Annotated in this window: 17 protein-coding genes, 1 tRNA gene and 1 pseudogene; 10 read left to right on the top strand and 9 right to left on the bottom strand. The window is 62.6% G+C overall.

The annotated features are described in order from the left end of the window. Positions 1–132 precede the first annotated feature (132 nt). Positions 133–1,296, top strand: a complete 1,164-nt coding sequence (locus AC0L2U_RS02545; RefSeq protein WP_128290003.1) for an alpha/beta hydrolase — start codon at positions 133–135, stop codon at positions 1,294–1,296. A gap of 160 nt (positions 1,297–1,456) precedes the next feature. Here AC0L2U_RS02545 and ade read toward each other — a convergent pair whose 3' ends face one another. Beyond that, entirely contained in the window at positions 1,457–3,265 is a 1,809-nt protein-coding gene (gene ade, locus AC0L2U_RS02540) for an adenine deaminase (RefSeq protein WP_127397165.1), read from the bottom strand. Between the two features lie 147 nt (positions 3,266–3,412). Between ade and AC0L2U_RS02535 the strand changes: the two genes are divergently transcribed. From AC0L2U_RS02535 to AC0L2U_RS02525, 3 genes are all read left to right on the top strand, one after another. Continuing rightward, positions 3,413–4,264 carry an alpha/beta fold hydrolase gene (locus tag AC0L2U_RS02535; RefSeq protein ID WP_127810271.1) on the top strand — a complete coding sequence of 284 codons (852 nt, stop codon included), beginning with the start codon at positions 3,413–3,415 and terminating at the stop codon, positions 4,262–4,264. A gap of 94 nt (positions 4,265–4,358) precedes the next feature. Continuing rightward, positions 4,359–5,024 (top strand): outer membrane protein, encoded by a 666-nt coding sequence (locus AC0L2U_RS02530; RefSeq protein WP_128290002.1) that lies wholly within the window; start codon positions 4,359–4,361, stop codon positions 5,022–5,024. A gap of 284 nt (positions 5,025–5,308) precedes the next feature. Beyond that, a tRNA-Leu gene (locus tag AC0L2U_RS02525) sits at positions 5,309–5,394 on the top strand. A 146-nt stretch (positions 5,395–5,540) separates the two neighbouring features. Here the strand turns inward: AC0L2U_RS02525 and AC0L2U_RS02520 are convergent. From AC0L2U_RS02520 to AC0L2U_RS02510, 3 genes are read right to left on the bottom strand one after another with little or no spacing between them, the layout of a single operon-like run. Beyond that, positions 5,541–6,989, bottom strand: coding sequence for an aromatic amino acid lyase (locus tag AC0L2U_RS02520; protein ID WP_128289438.1), 1,449 nt, complete (start codon positions 6,987–6,989; stop codon positions 5,541–5,543). A gap of 27 nt (positions 6,990–7,016) precedes the next feature. Then, entirely contained in the window at positions 7,017–7,601 is a 585-nt protein-coding gene (locus AC0L2U_RS02515) for a GDYXXLXY domain-containing protein (protein WP_473601355.1), read from the bottom strand. Next, on the bottom strand, positions 7,598–8,716 hold the full coding sequence (locus AC0L2U_RS02510; RefSeq protein ID WP_473601354.1) for a DUF2157 domain-containing protein: 1,119 nt from the start codon (positions 8,714–8,716) through the stop codon (positions 7,598–7,600). Before AC0L2U_RS02510 ends, AC0L2U_RS02515 begins: the two co-directional genes overlap by 4 nt. Positions 8,717–8,953: 237 nt before the next feature. Here AC0L2U_RS02510 and AC0L2U_RS02505 point away from each other — a divergent pair, with 237 nt between their 5' ends. From AC0L2U_RS02505 to AC0L2U_RS02485, 5 genes and pseudogenes are all read left to right on the top strand, one after another. Beyond that, positions 8,954–9,094 carry a DUF1127 domain-containing protein gene (locus tag AC0L2U_RS02505; RefSeq protein ID WP_013531315.1) on the top strand — a complete coding sequence of 47 codons (141 nt, stop codon included), beginning with the start codon at positions 8,954–8,956 and terminating at the stop codon, positions 9,092–9,094. A gap of 49 nt (positions 9,095–9,143) precedes the next feature. Continuing rightward, entirely contained in the window at positions 9,144–9,284 is a 141-nt protein-coding gene (locus tag AC0L2U_RS02500; RefSeq protein WP_127323233.1) for a DUF1127 domain-containing protein, read from the top strand. A gap of 386 nt (positions 9,285–9,670) precedes the next feature. Beyond that, positions 9,671–11,089, top strand: coding sequence for a methylenetetrahydrofolate--tRNA-(uracil(54)-C(5))-methyltransferase (FADH(2)-oxidizing) TrmFO (gene trmFO / locus AC0L2U_RS02495; protein ID WP_473601353.1), 1,419 nt, complete (start codon positions 9,671–9,673; stop codon positions 11,087–11,089). A 68-nt stretch (positions 11,090–11,157) separates the two neighbouring features. Then, on the top strand, positions 11,158–11,415 hold the full coding sequence (locus tag AC0L2U_RS02490) for a type II toxin-antitoxin system ParD family antitoxin (protein ID WP_128289439.1): 258 nt from the start codon (positions 11,158–11,160) through the stop codon (positions 11,413–11,415). Positions 11,416–11,431: 16 nt separating this feature from the next. Beyond that, positions 11,432–11,632 (top strand): annotated as a pseudogene (locus tag AC0L2U_RS02485) (type II toxin-antitoxin system RelE/ParE family toxin); the annotation flags it as partial. A 106-nt stretch (positions 11,633–11,738) separates the two neighbouring features. On the opposite strand, the gene AC0L2U_RS02480 reads toward AC0L2U_RS02485, so the two are convergent. From AC0L2U_RS02480 to yajC, 4 genes are read right to left on the bottom strand one after another with little or no spacing between them, the layout of a single operon-like run. Continuing rightward, positions 11,739–12,581: a phytoene/squalene synthase family protein gene (locus AC0L2U_RS02480; protein WP_164873839.1), complete on the bottom strand. Its 843-nt coding sequence runs from the start codon at positions 12,579–12,581 to the stop codon at positions 11,739–11,741. A gap of 1 nt (position 12,582) precedes the next feature. Next, positions 12,583–13,026 carry an Mth938-like domain-containing protein gene (locus AC0L2U_RS02475; protein ID WP_164873838.1) on the bottom strand — a complete coding sequence of 148 codons (444 nt, stop codon included), beginning with the start codon at positions 13,024–13,026 and terminating at the stop codon, positions 12,583–12,585. Further along, positions 13,001–15,550 (bottom strand): protein translocase subunit SecDF, encoded by a 2,550-nt coding sequence (secDF, locus tag AC0L2U_RS02470; RefSeq protein ID WP_473601352.1) that lies wholly within the window; start codon positions 15,548–15,550, stop codon positions 13,001–13,003. The genes AC0L2U_RS02475 and secDF overlap by 26 nt, the downstream gene beginning before the upstream one ends. A 51-nt stretch (positions 15,551–15,601) precedes the next feature. Continuing rightward, positions 15,602–15,940 carry a preprotein translocase subunit YajC gene (gene yajC / locus AC0L2U_RS02465; protein ID WP_127270542.1) on the bottom strand — a complete coding sequence of 113 codons (339 nt, stop codon included), beginning with the start codon at positions 15,938–15,940 and terminating at the stop codon, positions 15,602–15,604. 296 nt (positions 15,941–16,236) lie between these two features. On the opposite strand from yajC, the gene AC0L2U_RS02460 reads away from it, so the two are divergent. Further along, the gene (locus tag AC0L2U_RS02460; RefSeq protein ID WP_128289443.1) at positions 16,237–17,112 is read left to right on the top strand and encodes an ATP-binding protein; all 876 of its coding nucleotides are present in this window, start codon (positions 16,237–16,239) and stop codon (positions 17,110–17,112) included. 39 nt (positions 17,113–17,151) lie between these two features. On the opposite strand, the gene AC0L2U_RS02455 is transcribed toward AC0L2U_RS02460, so the two are convergent. After that, positions 17,152–17,970 (bottom strand): AraC family transcriptional regulator, encoded by an 819-nt coding sequence (locus AC0L2U_RS02455; RefSeq protein ID WP_127408836.1) that lies wholly within the window; start codon positions 17,968–17,970, stop codon positions 17,152–17,154. Positions 17,971–18,077: the final 107 nt, after the last annotated feature.

Raw genomic sequence — 18,077 nt, 5'->3', positions numbered from 1 at the left:
CGGTTTTCGCCGTGCCTGTTCACCATTGCGGATGTATCGATTCACTTTGAACTGGACCGCGCCGGTCTCCGGCCTTATCGGAATAGCCAGCGACGTCATGCGTTTGACGTCCCCCTTTGCGGGAGCCGGCGTATGACCATGCGTTCGAAGAGTTATCTCGTCGTTGCATTGGCGCTCGCTGTCACCGGCTGCGCCGGCGGCAAAACGCACGACCTGCTCAACAAGACGACGGTCACGGTGCCCGCTTCCGACATCGTGGCCACGCATGAAATCTTCGTCGCCACGACACGCCAGAGGGCAACCAAGGACCCGCGACAGGTGTTCGACGGCGATCGCTCGCTGACCACCAGCTTTGCCCGTGTCGACGTCACCGTCCCGAAAAACCATCAGGTCGGCGCCATCGAGCGGGCCAAGGGATCCGCGAACAGCAATCCGGCCAAGGATTTCACCGCCAAGGACGTCACCTTCTATGAAGGCGCGCCGCAATTCGCCAAGGCGGTCGGCGCCGACATCGCGATGCGCGGCGACCGTGCGCTGGTTTTCGTGCACGGCTTCAACAACGGCTTCGATGACGGCATCTACCGGCTGACGCAGATCGCCCACGACACGAAATATCCCGGCACGCCGGTGCTGTTCTCGTGGGCATCGAGCGGCAAGACCACGGGTTACATCTACGACAAGGAAAGCGCCAACGCAGCGCGCGACGACCTCGAGGCGACGCTCAGGATGCTGGCCAAGACCAAGGTCAAGAGCATCGACATCATCGCCCATTCGATGGGGACCTGGGTGACCATGGAGGCTCTGCGCCAGCTTGCCATCACCGGCGATCGCGATCTCGACGACAAACTCGGTTACGTCATCTTGGCCTCGCCCGACATCGATGTCGACGTGTTCAAGAAACAGATGATCCGTTACGGCAAACCCGACAAGCCATTCGCCATCCTGCTCTCGGCGGATGACCGGGCTCTCAAGCTGTCCTCCCTGATCTCGGGCGATAAGCCGCGCGTCGGCGATTACGGCGATGCGGCCGACCTCGCCAGCTATGGCGTGTCGGTGGTCGACCTTTCCCAGGCCAAGGGCGGCGACCGCCTCAACCACGCCAAATTCGCCGACAACCCGATGCTGGTGCAACTGCTCGGCGACCGGCTGCGGGCGCCTGCCGGCCTTGCCTCGGACGAGCCCGTCCCGACTCAGCTCAACAATCTCGGCCAGGGCCTCGGCAAGGCCGTCGGGTCGGTCGCGGAAATCGTCATCACCACGCCGTTCAAGGTGCTGACCATCGCCACCGGCGGGTGAGCCAGCGGGCGACATTGGCCCTAGGATTGTTGAGTTCGGGTCAGGCCGAGCCGAAAGTGGTGGTTTTCGAGAACCGGAGCGGAGCGTACTTAAGTACGTGAGCACCGGAAGCGCAGAAAATCGCTAGTTGCAGGCCGGCATGGCCTGAATATCAACAATCCTAGACGAACAGATCGACCTTCTGGAATGTCGTCACGTCGATCAGGCCGACATCGGAAATCCTGAGTTCGGGGATGACGACCAGCGCCAGCAGCGAGTGCTGCATGTAGGCGTTGTTCAGCGAACAGCCCATCTTGCGCATCGCCTCGGTGAGCTTCTCTGCCTTGGCCGCGACGATCTCGGCCCGCTCGTCCGACATCAGCCCGGCGATCGGCATTTCGACCAGCGCCAGTTCCTTGCCCTTGGAGAACAGCACGACGCCGCCGCCGACCGCACCCAAGCGATTGACGGCCAGCGCCATGTCCTGCTTGTTGGTGCCGACGCAGATGATGTGATGGGCGTCATGCGCGACGCTGGACGCCATGGCGCAGTCGCCCATATAGCCGAAGCCGGAAACGAAGGCGTTGGTGACGCCGCCCGTGCCCCGGTGGCGCTCGACCAGCGCGATCTGGCAGATGTCGTTGCGGCGGTCCATGGCGACCAGCCCGTCCTCGACCGGCAGATCGGCCTCCAGCGCGCGCGTCGGCGCCTGGTTCTCGATGACGCCGATGACACGCACCCGCACCTCGTTGGCGCCTTTGGGAGCAACGATATCGAAGTCGCCGCCCTTCAGCTTCTTGCCGAGCTTGACGGTGTTCTTCGCCGTCTTCGGGTAATCATAGGCCGGAATGTCGATTTCGAGCTTGCCGCCCTTGGCCAGCCTGACGCCGCGTGCATAGACCTCGTCGATGGTCATTGCGGCGAGATCCGAGACGATCAGCAGGTCGGCCAGCCGCCCCGGCGCGATCGAGCCGATCTCGCGCTCGAGTCTGAAATGCTGGGCGGTGTTGAGCGTCGCCATCTGGATCGCCGTCACCGGCTTCAACCCCTGTTGGATGGCGTGGCGCACCACGCGGTCCATATGGCCTTCCTGGACCAGCGTGCCGGAATGGCTGTCGTCGGTGCACAGGATGAAATTGCGCGGGTCGATGCCGCTCTCCGTCACCGCCTTGATCTGCGAGGCGACGTCGTACCAGGCCGAGCCGAGCCGCAGCATCGCCTTCATGCCCTGGCGCACACGGGCGATGGCATCCTCGGCGCGTGTGCCCTCATGATCGTCCTCGGGACCGCCGGCGGCATAGCCATGGAACGGCAGGCCGAGATCGCGCGAGGCATAGTGGCCGCCGACCGTTTTCCCCGCTTTCACCGTCGCGGCGATCTCGCCCGACATGACAGGATCGTTGGCGGCGACGCCGGGGAAATTCATCACTTCGCCAAGACCGATGATGTTTTCCCAGCTCATTGCCTCCGCGACATCGGCGACCGTCAACTCGGCGCCTGCATGCTCCAGCCCGGGCGCCGAGGGCACGCAGGACGGCATCTGTACATGCACGTTGATGGGCATGGCGACGGCCTCGTCATGCATCAGCCGCACGCCCGGCAGGCCAAGCACATTGGCGATCTCGTGCGGGTCGATGAACATAGAGGTGGTGCCGTGCGGAATAACGGCCCGGCAGAACTCGGTCACCGTCACCATGCCGCTCTCGACATGCATATGCGCGTCGCAGAGGCCGGGCACCAGATAGCGCCCGCCGGCGTCGACCACCTTGGTGCCCTGGCCGATGGCATGGCTGGCGTTCGGCCCGCAATAAGCGAAACGACCGCCGGCAATGGCGATGTCGGTGCCGGCGATGATCTCGCCCGAATGGACGTTCACCCAACGGCCGTTGCGGACGACCAGGTCAGCGGGTTTGCGCCCCATGGCGACATCGACCAGATGTGTCGCCATCTCGGTCCACGGTCTGGGTTTTGCGGGCGTTGCTTTCGTCATTCGCGATTCCTTCGGTTGTTGCCAGTCTCGCAAATGTCGGCGGGCGCCGCCAGAGCCGTCGGGCCAACACACCGCGGCAGACTGAGCTTGTTGACTAATCTGGCCAAAGCGCGATGCTGGCTACGGACCGAGCCGTAAGGGGGAAACATGACCCGTTTTTGCAAAGTGTTCGCCATCGTCATCTTGTTCGCCGCCTCGAGCGCTTTTGCCGCCGCCGAGGAACGTTGGCAGACCTTGCCGGAGCCTGCGGCCATGCCCAAACCCGATCAGAGCGGATATGCGCCGGTGAACGGCATCCAGATGTACTACGCCGTTTTCGGAGCGGGCGACCCCGTGCTGCTCATCCATGGCGGCCTCGGCCACGCCGACATCTGGGCCAGCCAGGTGGCCACGTTTTCCAAGACGCACAAGGTGATAGTCGCCGACAGCCGTGGTCACGGCCGCTCCACCCGCACCGAGCAGCCCTATGGCTATGACTTGATGGCGTCGGACTATCTGGCGCTGCTCGATTACCTGAAGATCGACAAGACCGCGCTCGTGGGCTGGAGCGATGGCGGAATTATCGGTATCGACATCGCACTGCATCATCCGGAGCGGCTGACAAGGCTCTTTGCGCAAGCCGCCAACGTAACCACCGACGGCGTCGATCCGGGCGTGATGACCAACAAGACCTTTGCCGCCTACATCGACCGCTCCGGCCGCGACTACAAGAAGATGTCGAAAACACCGGACCAGTATGACGCCTTCGTGGCGCAGATGAGCCATATGTGGGAGACCGAGCCGGCGTGGACCAAGGAGCAGCTCGCTGCGATAACCACGCCGACGGCGATCGTTGCCGGCGACCATGACGAAGCGATCAAGCGCGAACACACCGAATATATCGCCTCCGCCATCCCGGGCGCGAAGCTGATTATCCTGCCCAACGCCAGTCATTTCGCCATGCTGCAAGCGCCGGATGAATATAACCAGGCTGTGCTGGATTTCATCGACGCCAAATAGAGGATTCTGTGCGGCGACAGGGGGATTGCGATTGCGGCGAATGCGGTTATCCTTCTGGCGAGGATCTTTCTGAATCGTCATTTCGGGGAGTTCGATGTATCGCCTGATGGTCGCAAGTGCCGGTTTTCTTGCCGCTCTGGTCGTGCCGGCTTTCGCCGCCGACCCAGCGGCCGATGTTCCGATGACCGCGCCCGGCTTCGACTGGACCGGCTACTATGCCGGCATGCAAGCCGGCTATGGCTGGGGTCGGTCCGACATATCAGGAACAGAGGGCGAGCCGTTTTCGGCCACACCTGACGTTGACGGCGGTTTTGTCGGCGGCCATGTCGCCGGACTGTGGCAATTCGACCAGGCGGTGCTGGGCGCCGAGGCAGACCTCAACTATTCCTCGATCGACGGAACGACGATATCGGCCCTGGGAAGCACATTCGGCACCGACATCAAGTGGTTCGGGTCGGTCAACGCCAAGGCCGGCTACGCCATGGATCGCCTGCTGGTCTACGGCATTGGCGGCGTCGCCTTTGCCGGCATCGAAACATCGCAAGTCGCGGGTCCGGCGTTCGCCAGCACGCGCACGAATGTCGGCTGGACCGTGGGTGCCGGCGTCGACTACGCGTTGACCGACAAGTTCGTCGTCGGCGCACAGTATCGCTACTATGATTTCGGCTCCGAGCACTACGACGTAGCGGAACCCTTCAACGATCGCGATCAGAACGTGAAGCTCAACACGGTAGGCATCAATTTGAGCTACAAGTTCTGAGCAGGGCCACAATCGCGACGCTGCCGGACCAGGCAACCACTCAAAGGGCTCTTTCATGGAAGGGTGGCCGACGCTCCCAGTGGGCGGGGGGAATGGGTTGGGCCTGAGAGGCGCCGGCCTTGGCGGATCAAATCCACCACACAGGCATCCTACCATTACCCGCCGCGCCGATAATTCCGTGATCGCGCCAGTATCATCAAGCCGCCCCGTCTGTTTGCACGTTCGGCGAACGCTCAACAACACGACTTGACGGCCTGTGTCAGGCGTCTGAAAAGGGCTGGCCTGCGGACGTGGCGGAATTGGTAGACGCAAGGGACTTAAAATCCCTCGATCTCTGATCGTACGGGTTCGATTCCCGTCGTCCGCACCACCTTTCTCTCTTCGAGCTTCGGGTGGCGGGCCACCTGAAGCTCGAAGAGCGAAGGAGCGTCCTCCGAAGCCTTGGCGAAGGAGGACCGGTTCGAATTTTATCCGTTCAGGCGCACCAATTTCACCAGCCACGGCTTGTTGGCATCTCTACGCCTCGAACACTTTCTGTGTGAACCATTCCGCCAGCCTGGCAAGTTCCGGCCCCAGCACACGATCGGCGCCGACAGGCGGCACGATAGCTCTGATTTGATCGACGAAGGAGCGCAGTGCTGGCGGCGGCGTCCGTTCGGTGACGTGCAGCGCCTGCGAGGCGATCATCGCCAGCATCGCCATGGCGGCATCGACGCAGCGGCCGGCGGTTGCCTCCTTGGTCCATGCGAAGAACGCCGTCGTGGCGACATCGTCCTGCCCCGCGCCGGCCGATTCCGTTCCTGGAATGAAGGTGCGCTGTGCGGCCAGCTTGGCCTGCTCAAGATAGCCGGTGATCGCCATCGGCACGTAGCCGACATTGCCGTGGCCGTCGCTGTCGGCTGAGTGACGTGCGGTCATCAGCAGATCGGGCAGCAGCGACACCTTGCCGTTGAGCAGCTTGGAGGCGTGGCGATCACAAAGCAGGCAGATGTCGGCCCATATCGCCGCCAGATCATCCAGTGCCGGCGTCACCATGGCGTTGTGATAGCCGCCGGTCGAGATGCAGCGGCCGAGCGGATGTGCATCGTCGGGCGGGATGTAGACCGGATTGTCCGATATAGAGGCCAGCGACACAGTGGCTGCCTGCTCGGTCGACGACAGCGCACGATGCGCCTGGCCGAGGACGCGCGGCACGATGCGGTAGCTGACCGGCGCCTGATAATTGCGTCGCCCATCGCCGGCGCCAACCAGAAATTCCCGCAAACCCTGCAGGGCCGCGGCCTCATGCTCATCGCCCCAGAGCGTGTCGAGGGCGGCGTCATAGTGTTCGAGCGGGGCACGAAACGCCTCGATCGACAGCGCGAACACCTGATGCGCCATGCGGATCCGGCGGCGCGCCGCGAGCGCTGCGTCTGCCACCAGAGCAGCAGCGCAAGGCGAGCCGTTGATCAGCGAGCCGCGTTCCTTGACCTCAAGGTCGAAGCGCGTCGAAAGTTCTGCAAACAAGGGGTAGAGCGCCAGGATCTCACCGGCGCCGCCCTGGCCGGAGGCCGGCACCGTTGGCATCGGCCCACCGTCGAGCATAGCGGCCACGGCAAGCGCGATGCGCGGCGTTGTGGCGGCGTTGCCCTCGATGAAATTCGTCAGCCGGGCAAGCACGATCGCCCTGACCACGCGATCCGGCAAGGGATCGCCGAACGAGGTGGCGGCGGCAAACGCCTTGATGCGCGCATGGCGATCACGCTCGTCGAGTTCGAGCTTGCGGCTCGCCAGCTCTCCCATGGCGGTGGTGACGCCATAGATGACCGGTGGCGGATCGGATTCAATCAGCCTGAGAAACGAAGCGCGGCATTCGGCGATGCGCTGCAACGCCTTCTCGCCGATCGCCACCGTGTCCTTCTTCCAGGCGACGCGGAAAACAGTGTCGAGGTTGATGTCCTCACGCGTCGACAGGCTAACTGGCATGCTTCACACCGCTGGAATTAAGGGGCTTTAGTAGAGTGGTTCCTCGAACAGCGTCTTGTCGCCGTCCACCAGCGCCTTGATCTGCGCGGTGCCGTCGCCGGCGAGCGCAAGACGGATGCCGAACGGCCGCACCCGTATGTCGTTCTGGATTGCCATCCCCTCGCCTTCCGGCAGATAGAAGCGCTCGACACCGTAGTCCGGCGCGATGGTCGCCTCTTCGCCGCGAAGGTCCCAGCCCTCGGCGACGTGGCCTGATATATCGGCCTCGTCGGCAGCGGCCGGCGTCGGTGCCTTGCCGAACCAGGCTGTCGTCGGCTGCCAATAGCTGTCGGAGCCCTTCTTCAGGCGCACGACAATTGAGGTGTCCTCGCTTGAAAATTTGTCGGGCGGAATGTTGGCGATCATTTTCACCGGTATGCGCGAAATATCGTAGCCCAGGATAATATAGTCGCCGCGCAGGAGGTCGCGCGGATCGACAGGTTCGATCTTCAGCAGCACTTCCTTGCCGTTGCGCAGGATCGCCGCGCGGCCGGCGATGATCCAGCTCAGGAAGCCGATTTGAACGAGCGCCAGCACCAGTGCCGAGATGACAAGCCTTTTCCCGGTGATCATGCCGTGGCTCCTTTGGCATCTGGACCCTTCATGCGTTTTTCCACGCGGATGATGACGATCGCAAGGATGCCGAGCAGCACCGCGGCGGCCAGGAAGAAGCCGGCCGTATCGAGCATCGATTGCAAGGTCACCACATAGATGATGGCGAGTTCGAAGGCGAAGCCAAGATAGGCAAACCAGCGCAGCCCACGGCTTTCCCGCCCTGCCAGCACGATTGCGGCGACAATGCCTGCAAGCGCGATCACCGAAGCGAAGGCAAAACCGCTGTTGTAGGTGCTCTCGTCGGCGAGTTCGAACTGGATCATTGCGAGGCCGGTGAGGAAGCCGAGCAGTGCGTGCAAGGGCAAGCGGCCGCCGAGCTGCACGACCCGGTCGACCGGATCCGGCGCGAAGACCGAGGCCGCGAACAGCAGCGCCGAGACGACGACCAGCGGGATCGCCACCTGCAGCGTGTCGTGGTTGGTGACCAGCAGCACAAGATAGAACAGAACCGACAGGATGATCAGGTGGCGAGCCGCCTGGCTGCGGGTCCAGAACGAGACGGCAAACAGCACGATCGCCATGATCAAGAAGGCATGCGGAAATTCGCTGCGGCTGTAGTAGTCGAAGCCTTTCAGGAACAGCCAGGCATCGGCGATGCCGACCGAAGCGACCGTCAGCGGATTAGAACGCAGCGCAACCGCCGCCAGCGCCGTGCCGGCGCCCCAGGTGACCAGAGCCGAGGCCTCGTCGCCCGAGAGATGATACATCTGGCCGATCAGCGCGATCGAGCCGCCGAAAGCCGCAGCCGCCACGATCCAGAGCGCTTCGCCGATCGCCGCATGGTCGCGGGCCTTCAGCACCGCGCCGCCGACATAGCCACCAAGGATGACGGCAAACAATGCCGCCACGCGCGCCAGCCGCGGGATCGCGTCCCAGTTGGCGGCGACGAAAATCAGGATGGCGGCTCCGAACAGCACGGCAGCCATCATCGCCAGGATAGAGCCGAAGCTGAGCGACTTGCGCTCGTTGGCCTCGACATCGCGCGAAAGCGAATCGGCAATGGCGGCGTCAATCAGCCCGGCCTGCAGCCAACGCGCGATATCCGCCCTGACCCGCGACGAATACCCCGCCATGCTGCGTCTCCCCCAAGTTTGGTCTTTTTTTCAGCCGATCCGGTCAAATCGTTGACGTGGCGACATTTTCCGATTCGGGTTTCTTTGTGTCAGGTCCGTGAACGCCCGTTAATGCTGCATTGCACAATTTGCATTGCTGCCATGCAGCCATAGCGCTTTTAAATCGATATGGGTCCGCCTATTTATAGTTCGTACACAAACGGAATGATCCGCAAGAAAGACGAAACGAGAACTACGATGAACCTGATCCGCAACTACCGCAACTGGCGCCGCTACAGGGACACCGTGTCCGAGCTGAGCCGCCTGAGCAACCGTGAACTGACCGACCTCGGCATCAGCCGCAGCGACATTCCTTACGTCGCTCGCAAGGCGGTCTAATTCTTCGGACCGCGAATGGTCCGAACCAGTTTTGAAAAAGAGAACGACAATGAACCTGATCCGCAATTATCGTAACTGGCGCGTTTATCGCGAGACGGTTACCGAGCTGGGTCGCCTTTCCAACCGCCAGCTGCATGATCTCGGTATCGTCCGCGACGAAATCAAGATGATCGCCCGCCAGGCGATCTAGACAGAATTTCGCCAGGGTCGACCTCCTCCCCGACCTTGACGAATACGGTCACCCCTTACCTCCTCCCAAGGGTTGACCACAAAAACGGCGCCCGCCGCACCTCCTCCCGCGGCGGGCGTTGTTTCCCCGGGGCAAATTTTGCCCCAAAGGTTTCGCCCCTTTTCAAACGGCGAAAGAGTTTTCGTCAAAGCCGACCTCCTCCCCGGCGATGACGAATATGGTCGGCCTTCACCTCCTCCCGAGGGTCGACCCCAAAAACGACACCCGCCGGACCTCCTCCCCCGGCGGGTGTTGTCGTTTTCAGGAGGCGCTCCCATCAGCAGCTGTTTGCCCCGCACCGCGCACGGCAATTGCAATCGCCGCACCAAGCGATTATTCCGGCGCTCATGAGCAAAAACCCCATCCATATCATCGGCGGCGGCCTCGCCGGTTCCGAAGCCGCCTGGCAGGCAGCGCAGGCCGGCGTTCCGGTCATCCTGCATGAAATGCGGCCCGTTCGCGGCACCGATGCACACAAGACCGACAGCCTGGCCGAGCTCGTCTGTTCCAATTCCTTCCGCTCCGACGATGCCGACAACAACGCAGTCGGCCTGTTGCATGCCGAAATGCGGCTGGCCGGCTCGTTGATCATGAGCGCCGGCGACGCCAACCAGGTTCCGGCCGGCGGCGCGCTGGCCGTCGATCGCGACGGGTTCGCCGACGCAGTGACGAAAAAGCTCGAAGCACACCCGCTGATCACCATCCAGCGCGAGGAAGTGCCTGGTCTGCCGCCGGCGGATTGGGACCAGGCGATCGTCGCCACGGGCCCATTGACCGCCCCCGGGCTTGCCCAGTCGATCGCGGAAGCGACCGGCGCCGATGCGCTCGCCTTCTTCGACGCCATCGCGCCGATCGTCCATTTCGACACGATCGACATGGATACCTGCTGGTTCCAGTCGCGCTACGACAAGGTCGGACCTGGCGGCACCGGCAAGGACTACATCAACTGCCCCATGGACAAGGAGCAATATCTCGCCTTCGTGGCGGCGCTTGTGGAGGGCCAAAAAACCGAATTCAAGCAATGGGAAGGCACGCCCTATTTCGACGGCTGCCTGCCGATCGAGATCATGGCCGAGCGCGGCGTCGAGACGCTGCGCTACGGACCGATGAAGCCGATGGGACTGACCAATGCGCACAATCCGACGGTAAAAGCCTATGCCGTCGTCCAGCTGCGGCAGGACAATGCGCTGGGCACGCTCTACAACATGGTCGGTTTCCAGACCAAGCTGAAACATGCCGAGCAGGTGCGCGTGTTCCGCACCATACCGGGTCTCGAAAACGCCGATTTCGCCCGCCTCGGCGGCCTGCACCGCAACACCTACATCAACTCGCCGACCTTGCTGGACGCCTCGCTGCAACTGAAGTCGCGGCCCGGCCTGCGTTTCGCCGGCCAGATCACCGGCTGCGAAGGCTATGTCGAAAGTGCCGCGATCGGCCTGCTTGCCGGCCGCTTCGCCGCCGCCGAGCGGCTCGGCCACGCACCGTCGCTGCCGCCGCTGACCACGGCCTTCGGCGCGCTGCTCAACCACATCACCGGCGGGCACATCGTGTCCGACGATGAGCCGGGCAAGCGCTCTTTCCAGCCGATGAACGTCAATTTCGGCCTGTTCCCGCCGGTGGAGGCCCCGAAGACCGAAGGCAAACGCATGCGCGGCAAGGACAAGACTGTTGCCAAGCGGCACGCCATCACATCGCGCGCACGCGCCGATTGCCGGCAATGGCTGGGATTGGCGGCGCAAACGGAAACGGCCGAAGCTGCAGAGTAGTTTGCTGTTCTGATGGAACTCTGGTGTAAAGTAGGATAGTATCCTACCTTACACCTTGAGAGGCATCCATGGAACCCGCCGAAAAACTGTCTATCACAGTCACGCCAGCCATGGCACGCATGATCCGCGAGAAGGTCGAAGACGGCTCCTTCGGATCGGCGAGCGAGGTCATCCGCGCCGCACTTCGCGCCTTTCAGCGTGAAGAGGAAGAGCACGCCGAGCGCATGGCGTCGATCAGGGCGCGGGTACAGGCGTCGATCGAGGACACGAGGCCGAACCATTCGGGAGAAGAGATTCGCGACCACCTTCGGGAGCTCGCCGCGTAGTATTTGAGCCGCAGCGATGATTCAGCGGCTTAAGGTTGAATACGGCGAAAGTGCCAGGACCGATCTGGCCGACATTTTCAGACATATCGTCAACGCCGGTGGAAGTCCTGACGTCGAGCTGAAGTTAACCTTACGCATCGAAGGCCGCTGCCAGAGCATCGGCGACGCACCGCGTGGCGGCCGATCGCGCGATGACATCGTGCAAGGCTTGCGAACGGTTCCGTTCGAGCACTCTGCCATTATCGAATTCATCTCCTCCGGGCCGGCCTGTTGTCTTAGGCAACAGTTTGGCGCGGGACGTCTTAACATGATTGACGTTTACGTCAAAGCGCAGGCCAGCCCTTGCTCGCGCGACGCAGCAGCAGCCAATGCCGGCGCAAGGCCGACAGCCGCGCGACGCCTTCGAGCGGCGAACCATTCTCCATCTTGCCGAGATAGGCACGTGACAGGGCGAGCGGCAGGAATGCCGGACGCAGCGAGACAGGCAAGGTCGGTGCGCCTTGCTCGAAGGCGGAAAGATGTTCCCGTGCCAGCGCCATCATCGCCGCCACCGCGCGTTTGGCGCCGGGTCCGCCATCACCAGCAATGAATTCTTCCGGCGACGATCCCGCCGCCGCCAAAATATCGGCCGGGACAAAACACTGTCCGCGCTGGCGATGCAGCGGCAACAGCAGCAACAGGCCGGTCATCGCCTGCGCACAGCCTGCCCTGCCCGCCAGATCGGCAAAGCGCGGCGCCCCGACGGGATCGAGCACCATCGCCGCAAGCTGGATGAGCGCGGCAGCAGTCTCGCCGCAATAGCCTTCCAGGTCAGTGCGCGACGGCATCGGGTCGTCATAGAGGTCGAAGATGCGTGCATCGAGCATGTTCTCGAAGGCCGGCTTCGGCAGGCCGAACGTCGCTATCGTGGCGTTCAAGGCTTCGGCTGTGGGATGGCCGGCGCCCGCTTCTCCGCCAGCGGCAATGACATCGCGCCACCATTGCAGCCTCACCTCGCCCGGCAGCGCTTCATGGATGCGATCGCGGATTCCTGCGATCTCGGCATTGAAGGCGTAGAGCGAAAACAGCGCGTCGCGCTTGTCGTCGGGCGCGTAGAGCGCGGTCAGATAGCGGTCATGGTCGGCGGCGCGCACCGCGTCCATGACGATTTTGGCATTCTGGGACATGTCAATCGACGGCGATGAGCGCGGCGGCCACGGCGCGCTCTTCCGCCAGAAGGACATTGTAGGTCCGTACCGCGGCACCGGTCGACATCGGGTCGGACGCAATGCCGGCAGCCTTCAGCGCGGCTCGCAGTGCGGCGGGCAATGGCCGGAGATCCCTGCCCATGCCGACCAGCAGGATCTCGACCTTGCCGGCCTCAGCCAGCAGCTTGTCGAAATCCGCCACCGTCAGCACCAGAGGATCAGCCGGTTCCCAGCCATGGATGCCGGATGGCAGGCACATGAGCGAACCGCGATGCGACATGTCGGCAAAGCGGAACCCGCCATTGCCATAGGCTTCGATCGGCGCGCGGCCCGGAAAATGCGCCTCGCGGATGACGATGCCTTTGCCGGTCACCGTTATACCCCTTCGGGGCGACGCGTCAGGTCGCGACCGCCTTGCCGCCATTGACCGGCTTCTCCTCGTCGGCCGAAGCCTGCGGCCTCAGCTTGAACAAGATCAGCAGCGGTGCGGCGATGAAGATGGACGAATAGGTGCCGAAGACGACGCCGAACAGCATGGCCATCGTAAACGAGCGGATCACCTCGCCGCCGAACAGCACCAGCGCCAGCAGCGCCAGGATCGTCGTCACCGAAGTCAGCGTCGTTCTCGACAGCGTCTCGTTGATGGCGTTGTTCAACAGCTGCGGCAGCGGCATGCGCTTGTACTTTCGCAAATCCTCTCGAACACGGTCATAGACCACGATCGTATCGTTCAGCGAATAGCCGATGATCGTCAGGATCGCCGCCAGCGATGACTGGTTGAACTCCAGTCCGGTGATGACGAAGAAGCCGAGCGTCATGACCACATCGTGCACCGTCGCCACGATGGCGCCGACCGCGAACTGCCATTCGAAGCGGAACCAGACATAGACCAGGATGCCAAGCAGCGCGATCAGCATGGCGATCGTGCCTTGCTTGGCAAGCTCGCCAGAAACGGTCGGTCCGACCACTTCGACGCGGCGGAAATCGTAATTGTCCTGCAGCTCGCCGCGTACCTTGTCGATGACGGTCTGCTCGGCATTCTCGCCACCATCCTGCGTCCCGACGCGGATCAGCACGTCGTTCGGCGTACCGAACTGCTGCACCTGAACTTCGCCGATGTTGAGCTCGGTCAGCCGCGCACGGAGGTCGGCGAGGTCGGCATTGCCGCTCTTGGCCTGCACCTCGATCAGCGAACCGCCTTTGAAGTCGATGCCGTAATTGATGCCAACGGTCATGAACAGCACCACCGACAGGATCGACAGTGCGCTGGACAGCGTAAAGGTCCAGCGACGGATGCCCATGAAGGGGATCTTGGTGCCGGGTGGAACGAAGGTCACCGGCGCCTTCGGCAAGTCCTTCGGGCGAGCCCGGCGCAGCCAGATCGAGACCAGCAGGCGGGTGAAGGTGAAGGCGGTGAAGACCGTGGTCAGGATGCCGATGGCGTAGGTGATGGCAAAGCCCTTCACCGGCCCGGTACCGAGATAGAACAGCACCACAGTGGCGATCAGCGAAGTGATGTTGGAATCGACGATGGTCGCTAGCGCCTTGGTGAAACCGGTATCGATCGCCTGGATCACGGAGCGGCCGGCGCGTCGCTCCTCGCGAATACGTTCATAGATCAGCACGTTGGAATCGACCGCCATGCCGATGGTCAGCACGATACCGGCGATACCAGGCAAGGTCAGCGTAGCGCCAAGCAACGAGAGCACGCCGACGATCATCGCCACGTGCACCGCCAGCGCGATGTTGGCCAGGAAGCCGAGGAAGCCGTAGGCGACGAACATGAAGGCGACGACGAGGATAGAACCGATGATGCCGGCGACCTTGCCGGCATGGATCGAATCCTGGCCAAGGCCCGGACCCACCGTGCGTTCTTCGATGACCGTCAGCGTTGCGGGCAACGCACCGGCGCGCAGCAGCACCGCAAGGTCATTGGCGCTCTGGGCAGTGAAATTGCCGGAAATCTGGCCGGTGCCGCCGAGGATCGGCTCGCGGATCTGCGGCGCCGATATCACCTGATTGTCGAGGATAATGGCGAACAGCTTGCCGACATTCTGCGCCGTGGCCTGACCGAAGCGCGCCGCCCCTTTCGAATCGAAGCGGAACGACACCACCGGCTCGTTGTTCTGCGAATTGTATGTCGCCTGTGCGTCAACGAGGTTTTCGCCCGAGACGATGACGCGATTTTCGATCAGATACGGAACCGGCGGATCGTCCTGCGAATACAGCACCGACGAGCCGGCGGGCGGACGGCCATTGAGCGCGTCCTGCACCGGCATCGACTGGTCGACCATCTGGAAGGTCAGCTTGGCGGTCTGGCCGAGGATTTCTTTCAGTCTCTGCGGGTCCTGAAGACCCGGCACCTGGACAAGGATACGGTCGTCGCCCTGCCGCTGCACGATCGGTTCGGTGGTGCCGAGTTCGTTGACGCGGCGTTCGACCACCTCGATCGACTGCGTCAGCGCGGTCGACGTGCGGTATTTGATGCCGGCGTCGGTGACGTTGAACTTGAGCAGGCCGGGCTCGGAATCGTCGAGCGTCATTTCCTGGACGGAGCCGCCGGTGAACAGGCCGGCAGCGACCGGATCGGTCAGCGTCTTCAGCGCCGTCTTGGCGGCATCGATCTGGGCGGGATCGGTGATGCGGACCTGCAGGGTCCGCCCCGTGCCGGCAAGGCCGGTATAGCCGATCTTGGCGTCGCGCAGCATCGTGCGGATTTCATCGCGCGTCGTCTCCAGCCGATCCTTGATCAGATCGTTCTGGTTCATTTCCAGCAGGATGTGCGAACCACCCTGTAGGTCGAGGCCGAGCGTCATCTGCCGCTTCGGCACCCAGCTGGGCAGTTGCGCCAGCGTGCTGGCGGAGAACAGGTTGGGCGCGGCGAGGATCACCGTGATGGCCACGGCCACCCAGATCAGGATCATCTTGAAGCGCGAAAAATACAGCATATGGCGTCGTCCGTCAGAGCGTGTCCGCGGATCGCTCCGCCTAAAATTGGATTATTTCTTGGCGTTTTGGTTGGCCACCGGCTCGCCCTTGACGCGCACATCGGCGATCGTCGAGCGCAGCGCCGTCACCTTCAAGCCGTTACCGAGGTCGATCTCGAGCTCGTTGTCGTCGATCACCTTGGTCACCTTGCCGACGAAGCCGCCGCCGGTGACGACCGTGTCGCCGCGACGGACAGCCGCCAGCATCTCGCCGCGCTTCTTCAGCTGCGTGCGCTGCGGCCTGATGATCAGAAAATACATGATCACGAAAATCAGGACAAACGGCAAAATGCTGATGAACATGTCGGGAGAAGCGCCGACGCCTTGGGCGTATGCCGGTGTCACGAACATCGAGGTACTCCTGATTTTTGAAAACAGCCGCCAATTTGGCGGCCCTTGAAATTTGGCCGGAATATAGTCGGTAAAGTTGTCAATGCAACTGCGCGGCCAGCCAAATCGGCTGCTTTTACGGCCTGTTGAGCCGTGTTAGAGCAGGATCGCGAAAAGCGGGAGCCGGTTTTCTCAGACAAACGGAAACCGTTTGCCAGAGATCACGCTCGAAGAAAAGGTTGCCACCGGTTTTGGATCAGAGGGAATCGGGCACGTTCACGCTCCCAAATGTCGAAACCGCGAAACAAAAGACAGACATGACCGACAGCAGCATTGAAGCCCTGAACCAGAAACTCGACCGGCTGATCGAGGCGGTGAGCCGCCTCGCCCCGCCGCCGGTGCCCGAAACCGACCTCGGCGAGGCCGATTGCTTCGTCTGGCAGGCCGATCCGGGCTATCTGGAGCCGGTGCGCAAGGTCAACCGCGTCGACATCGGCCTTATCCGCGGCGTCGACCGCGTCCGCGACATCCTTGTCGACAACACCGAACGCTTCGCCGCCGGCTATCCAGCCAACAACGTGTTGTTGTGGGGCGCGCGCGGCATGGGCAAATCGTCGCTGGTCAAGGCCGTGCATGCCGAAATCAACGCCAGGGCCAAGTCCGACCTGCCGTTGAAGCTGATCGAAATCCATCGCGAGGACATCGACACGCTGCCGAAGCTGATGGGCCTGCTCAAGGCAGCCCCCTTCCGCTTCATCCTGTTTTGCGACGACCTCTCCTTCGACCACGACGACACTTCGTACAAGTCGCTCAAAGCCGCGCTCGAAGGCGGCGTCGAAGGCCGGCCGGCGAATGTCATATTCTATGCCACTTCGAACCGCCGCCATCTATTGCCGCGCGACATGATCGACAATGAGCGCTCGACCGCCATCAACCCGTCCGAGGCGGTGGAGGAGAAAGTGTCGCTGTCCGACCGCTTCGGGCTGTGGCTCGGCTTCCACAAATGTTCGCAGGATGAATATCTCGACATGATCGACGGCTATATCAGGCACCATGGCCTTGTCATGGATCCCGAGCAACTGCGCGCCGAAGCACTGGAATGGGCGACCACCCGCGGCAGCCGCTCGGGCCGCGTCGCCTGGCAGTTCACCCAGGACCTGGCTGGACGGCTCGGCAAGCCACTGAGGGACTGACACGTTGGGTGGCGTCGCCAACGCCATCCAATGACAAGATCATTTGGGCTGCGCCCGGCGCAAATCACGCGGCGTTTGGCCGATCTCGCGGCGCATCCAGTGCGCCAGATGTGACTGGTGCGCAAAGCCCGTCAATTCCGCCACCTCGCTTGTGCTGAGATCGCCTCGCTGCAGCAGGGCGCGTGCGCGTTCGACGCGACGTCGCACCACGTAGCGGTGCAGGGTGACGCCCGTCGCCGCCTTGAACCAAGCCCGCAAGTGCGAGCTGCTCGCCCCGGCAACTCGGCTCAATCGCTGGATTGAAAGGGGCTCGTGCAAGCCAGCTTCGATATGCTCCAACACGCGCTTGAGCTGGGCATCTGACAACCGGTTTGTTCGCTCGACATCGGAATTCTCAAGACCGAGCAGCCTCACCGCCAGAGCGGCGCCAATGCTGTCGGCAAACAAAGATCCACTCGGTGAGTTTGCGCCGAGATCGCTCTCGAGTGCACGGGCGAGATGTTGGATGCGCTGATCACGAAGCAGATGACGTGTGTCGAGCGGCAACGCGCGCGCCTTGCCACCTAGCTCAGCCGCCACCCTTTCCATCAGGGCTGGTTGTAACGCGATCTCGATCGTGTCGAACGGGGTTTCGGTCTCGAAGCCGCCCTCTTGGCCAGCGGGCACCAGGTCAATATCGCCGGCGCGCCTCACGAAATATCGACCAACCTCATTGCAGTAGGAACGCGTCGCCGCGCTTGCATGCACCATGATGCGATGATGGGCCGCCCTGGAGAGACGATGGACGCCCGCTTCGATATGCCAGAAGGCCATTGTGACGTCGGGCGGAAATCGGGCCGGAACAGACTGCGAATGCATGCTCTCTCGCTTCCTGGCAAAACCTGTCCAAGAATTGGCAATTCCCGCGCGATTTTCAATGCCATGGACATGTACCTACGCCTCTCCATCGAGCTTGGACGAGAGGT

The organism is Mesorhizobium sp. WSM4808, assembly GCF_055811675.1.
The sequence above is the reverse complement of the archived record's forward strand: the minus strand, read 5'-3'. Positions and strand labels throughout refer to the sequence as shown.

What these genes read in the sequence shown, in the direction of transcription:
- AC0L2U_RS02545 (WP_128290003.1), top strand. Translation starts at nt 133, where the DNA reads ATGACCATGCGTTCGAAGAGTTATCTCGTCGTTGCATTGGCGCTCGCT.
- ade (WP_127397165.1), bottom strand. Translation starts at nt 3,265, where the DNA reads ATGACGAAAGCAACGCCCGCAAAACCCAGACCGTGGACCGAGATGGCG.
- AC0L2U_RS02535 (WP_127810271.1), top strand. Translation starts at nt 3,413, where the DNA reads ATGACCCGTTTTTGCAAAGTGTTCGCCATCGTCATCTTGTTCGCCGCC.
- AC0L2U_RS02530 (WP_128290002.1), top strand. Translation starts at nt 4,359, where the DNA reads ATGTATCGCCTGATGGTCGCAAGTGCCGGTTTTCTTGCCGCTCTGGTC.
- AC0L2U_RS02520 (WP_128289438.1), bottom strand. Translation starts at nt 6,989, where the DNA reads ATGCCAGTTAGCCTGTCGACGCGTGAGGACATCAACCTCGACACTGTT.
- AC0L2U_RS02515 (WP_473601355.1), bottom strand. Translation starts at nt 7,601, where the DNA reads ATGATCACCGGGAAAAGGCTTGTCATCTCGGCACTGGTGCTGGCGCTC.
- AC0L2U_RS02510 (WP_473601354.1), bottom strand. Translation starts at nt 8,716, where the DNA reads ATGGCGGGGTATTCGTCGCGGGTCAGGGCGGATATCGCGCGTTGGCTG.
- AC0L2U_RS02505 (WP_013531315.1), top strand. Translation starts at nt 8,954, where the DNA reads ATGAACCTGATCCGCAACTACCGCAACTGGCGCCGCTACAGGGACACC.
- AC0L2U_RS02500 (WP_127323233.1), top strand. Translation starts at nt 9,144, where the DNA reads ATGAACCTGATCCGCAATTATCGTAACTGGCGCGTTTATCGCGAGACG.
- trmFO (WP_473601353.1), top strand. Translation starts at nt 9,671, where the DNA reads ATGAGCAAAAACCCCATCCATATCATCGGCGGCGGCCTCGCCGGTTCC.
- AC0L2U_RS02490 (WP_128289439.1), top strand. Translation starts at nt 11,158, where the DNA reads ATGGAACCCGCCGAAAAACTGTCTATCACAGTCACGCCAGCCATGGCA.
- AC0L2U_RS02480 (WP_164873839.1), bottom strand. Translation starts at nt 12,581, where the DNA reads ATGTCCCAGAATGCCAAAATCGTCATGGACGCGGTGCGCGCCGCCGAC.
- AC0L2U_RS02475 (WP_164873838.1), bottom strand. Translation starts at nt 13,026, where the DNA reads ATGGCGGCAAGGCGGTCGCGACCTGACGCGTCGCCCCGAAGGGGTATA.
- secDF (WP_473601352.1), bottom strand. Translation starts at nt 15,550, where the DNA reads ATGCTGTATTTTTCGCGCTTCAAGATGATCCTGATCTGGGTGGCCGTG.
- yajC (WP_127270542.1), bottom strand. Translation starts at nt 15,940, where the DNA reads ATGTTCGTGACACCGGCATACGCCCAAGGCGTCGGCGCTTCTCCCGAC.
- AC0L2U_RS02460 (WP_128289443.1), top strand. Translation starts at nt 16,237, where the DNA reads ATGACCGACAGCAGCATTGAAGCCCTGAACCAGAAACTCGACCGGCTG.
- AC0L2U_RS02455 (WP_127408836.1), bottom strand. Translation starts at nt 17,970, where the DNA reads ATGCATTCGCAGTCTGTTCCGGCCCGATTTCCGCCCGACGTCACAATG.